The organism is Arthrospira sp. PCC 8006 (assembly GCF_046480465.1).
In the GTDB taxonomy this organism is placed as follows: domain Bacteria; phylum Cyanobacteriota; class Cyanobacteriia; order Cyanobacteriales; family Microcoleaceae; genus Limnospira; species Limnospira platensis.
Genome location: NZ_PKGG01000338.1, coordinates 1 through 3,628, shown reverse-complemented (window position 1 = coordinate 3,628; position 3,628 = coordinate 1). Strand labels below are relative to the sequence as shown.

General features: G+C 47.9%; 5 protein-coding genes. 2 read left to right on the top strand and 3 right to left on the bottom strand.

The window, feature by feature from the left end; all coding sequences use genetic code 11:
- Positions 1-96 precede the first annotated feature (96 nt).
- Positions 97-264 carry an RRXRR domain-containing protein gene (locus B9T16_RS26760; protein ID WP_410246184.1) on the bottom strand — a complete coding sequence of 56 codons (168 nt, stop codon included), beginning with the start codon at positions 262-264 and terminating at the stop codon, positions 97-99.
- Between the two features lie 300 nt (positions 265-564).
- Between B9T16_RS26760 and B9T16_RS26755 the strand changes: the two genes are divergently transcribed.
- Together B9T16_RS26755 and B9T16_RS26750 are read left to right on the top strand one after the other, a co-directional pair.
- The gene (locus tag B9T16_RS26755) at positions 565-1,713 is read left to right on the top strand and encodes an AI-2E family transporter (RefSeq protein ID WP_410246183.1); all 1,149 of its coding nucleotides are present in this window, start codon (positions 565-567) and stop codon (positions 1,711-1,713) included.
- A complete protein-coding gene (locus tag B9T16_RS26750; protein WP_006617500.1) occupies positions 1,710-2,885 on the top strand; it encodes a homocysteine biosynthesis protein in 1,176 nt (391 codons plus the stop codon). The genes B9T16_RS26755 and B9T16_RS26750 overlap by 4 nt, the downstream gene beginning before the upstream one ends.
- Positions 2,886-2,954: 69 nt before the next feature.
- Here B9T16_RS26750 and B9T16_RS26745 read toward each other — a convergent pair whose 3' ends face one another.
- Complete coding sequence (locus B9T16_RS26745) at positions 2,955-3,137, bottom strand: hypothetical protein (RefSeq protein ID WP_014274690.1); 183 nt, start codon at positions 3,135-3,137, stop codon at positions 2,955-2,957.
- Positions 3,138-3,420: 283 nt separating this feature from the next.
- Positions 3,421-3,628: hypothetical protein (locus B9T16_RS26740; protein ID WP_410246182.1), on the bottom strand; the 208-nt coding region annotated here is incomplete at its 5' end.

Here is a 3,628-nt window from a genome sequence, read left to right as displayed (position 1 = left end):
CCCAACGCCGCTATACAGTTTCCCCGGGTCAACTCCAACCGCCATCGGTTGAGTCTCTTCCCCAGACGGTTGCTGAGTTAGTTGAACGTAGAACATTCACAGGTCTGACCATCTTCCCACGGCTGTGCTATATCGAATCCAACGTCTTGCTCGACTGGGCTTGGTTGGCATTAATGGTTTCCCACTGGGGGATAAAACCGGAACTCGTAGCATGGTGATAAACCTCTTGCGAGTTTGAGTCTCTTCGCCCACCGAATCAAACATGGCTTGGCTTTCCCAACGCCCCTAACCAGGAGGCTTGCAGATAATCCGATCTAGAGAAACAACCGGAAGTGCGTGGCATGATTCGGCTCAATGGGCTATTCAAAGTTTCAGCAGGACTGGTTCCCCACTCTCCCACCTGCTAACGCGAGGTGGGAGTTCTTGAACATATCTGGGTTTCGTCATAGGTAGCTGGCTGGCTTTGGTGGAATCCCACCACAGAATCTAGTATTCTATGATAGATAACTATTGTACAGGCGATCGCCTGTAGAAAAGCAAATTCTCTCACCCTCAACAGTCGCAATGACCCTAGGTACATGGATAGGCTTCACAGCTTTCTTAATCGCTATATACATCCTGTGGCGGATTAAACAAGCCCTGCTGATGATTTTCGCCGCCGTCGTCCTAGCCACCGCCTTAAACCGTCTCACCCGTCAATTCCAGCGTCTGAAACTACCGCGATCGCTTGCCGTCTTCCTATCCATTAGTCTATTCTTCTTAGGGATTACCATCGGCTTTTTATTGGTAGTCCCCCCCCTAATCAACCAATTAGAACAACTAGCCAAACAGGTCCCCGCCGGTCTCGAACAAGGTCTAAAGCTGCTGAACCTGTTAATTGACTATCTACGCACCGACCTCAACGGACCCTTACGGGAATATCTATCAGAAGTCAGTCGCGACCTGAGACAGATCCGCATCGAACAAATTATCCAACAAGCCCAAGCCCTCAGCAATCAATTAATCGGCGGTTTTGGGGTCGTCGTCGGAACCACAGTAGAAGGATTAGTCAGCATCTTATTAATCCTCGTCCTCACCCTCATGCTTCTAGCCGACCCCCAAGCCTACCGTCGCAGTAGCTTACAACTAATTCCCGCCTTTTACCGAAGGCGAATGAACGACATTCTCGATACTTGCGAAATAGCCCTAGGTCGTTGGCTAATCGGTGCCTTACTCAACATGATTGGTGTCACCCTACTAACAGTAGTCGGCTTGTGGATACTGAGAGTCCCCTTAATTTTCGCCAATGCCATTCTCGCCGGACTCCTCAACCTAATTCCCAATATAGGTCCTGCTGTTAGCGTCATTCCCCCAATGGCGATCGCCCTTTTAGACTCCCCCTGGAAAGCCACATTAGTAGTGATGTTATATATCATCATCCAGCAAATCGAAACCGCCGTAATCATGCCCTCGTTAATGGCTTACCAAGTCTCCCTACTACCAGCCATCACCCTTCTCGCCCAAGGATTTTTCCTAACCTTCTTCGGATTTGGCGGACTCGTGTTAGCCTTTCCCCTCGCCGTAGTCGGTCAAGTTCTGATCAAAGAAATCCTGATCCGAGATATCCTAGATATTTGGGATGATCCCCCTCCCCTTAAACCCGTCACCGACCAACCCTCACTCCTAACCAGTGAAACCCTCCCAGAGCATAATCCCAGGAATAATCACCAGTGAAAACCATAGCCGAAATCAACCACAAAATCAATCAGCAGCAAGCCATTGTCTGCACCATCGAAGAACTCAAAGCCAGAGTCAAAGAAACCAGCATCAGCCAAGTCGCCCAAGAAGTCGATGTCATCACCACCGGAACCTTTGAACCCATGGAATCTTCCGGTGCAATTATCAACCTCGGACATACAGACCCCCCCATCAATATTCGCACCTGCTGGCTTAACGGTGTACCCGCCTACAGTGGTTTTGGCGCAGTAGATATATATATTGGCGCTACCCAAATGGTCAAAGAAGGAGACGAACCCAGCGATCGCGGTGGCGGTCATGTTATCGAAGATTTAATCGCTGGAAAAACCGTCCATCTTCAAGCTGTTGGTACTCCCTCCGACTGCTACCCCCGAAGTTCCCTAGAAACCTCCATTAGCAAAGAGACAATTAACCAGTTTTATCTATTTAATCCCCGCAATTTATACCAAAATTTTATCATTGGCGTTAATGGTGGCGATCGCCCTTTATTTACTTACCTCGGACCCCTACAACCATTTTTAGGTAATGCCGTTTACTCCAACTCTGGCGCGATATCTCCCCTATTCAATGACCCCGACCTACAATTAATCGGCATAGGAACTCGCATTTTCCTAGGGGGAGGAATTGGATATATTACATGGGAAGGAACCCAACATTTCCCCATCCAAAAAAGATTGCCTAACCGCACCCCCATAGGACCTGCCGCCACCCTCGCCGTTATCGGGGATGCCAAACAAATGAACCCCTATTGGGTGCGAGGCTGCTATTTTAAACAACACGGACCCTCTCTCATGTTAGGCATTGGCATTCCCTTACCTGTGCTTAACGAAGAAGTGGTTTCCCGCGCCACTATTGCTGATGAGGATATTGTCGCCCCAGTGGTCGATTTTGCTATCCCCCGCCGGGTTCGCCCTACTTTCGGTTTGGTAACATACGCTCAACTCAAAAGCGGTCGTATCCAAATTGAGGGTAAAACCGTCCGCACCGCCCCCCTCGCCAGTATTTCCCGCTCTCGACAGGTGGCGGAGGAACTCAAGGAATGGATAGAGTCTGGCAATTTTACCCTCACTGAACCTGTCGCTCCTATCCCTATGGACAGGTCTTTTATCCCCCAAGATATTTGGGGTTCTCAAATACGTTTAGATTGATTTTATCCCCTACTCCGACTATAGCCATGACTTATCGATTTAGGCAGACAATTTTAAACATTGAATCAGTCACCACAAATTTCCGGGGAAATAGTCATCATTTGCGTCACGAGAGAATCGGCACTTGACACCGTTTTGGGGTTCTGATAACATAACGTTATATGTGAAAATACCTTTGTTGTATCTATAGGGACTCTGTAGCCGATTTCCGGTAGAAAGCGATCGCCTCAAACCTGCATTTTCTCGCCTCACCTACCCCACCCATCACCCTCACTCGTATTCGTGAATTTGCTGGCGATGCACGAGTTTTTTTTGGGCGTTTTCAGGGGGGATTGACAAAATTACTAAAATGTGCATCCTCAACCGTTGCCATAGCTGTGACTTATCGATTTCGGSAGACAATTTTAAACATTGAATCAGTCACCACAAATTTCCGGGGAAATAGTCATCATTTKCGTCACKAGARAATCGKCACTTGACACCTTTTTGGGGTTCTGATAACATAACGTTATATGTGAAAATACCTTTGTTGTATCTATAGGGACTCTGTAGCCGATTTCCGGTAGAAAGCGATCGCCTCAAACCTGCATTTTCTCGCCTTACCAACCCCACCCATAACCCTCACTCTGATTCGTGAATTTGCTGTCGATCCACGAGTTTTTTTTGGGCGTTTTGAGGGGGGATTGACAAAATTACTAAAATGTGCATTGGGACCAATTAAGGAATTGCCCCTAAGTGTGTTA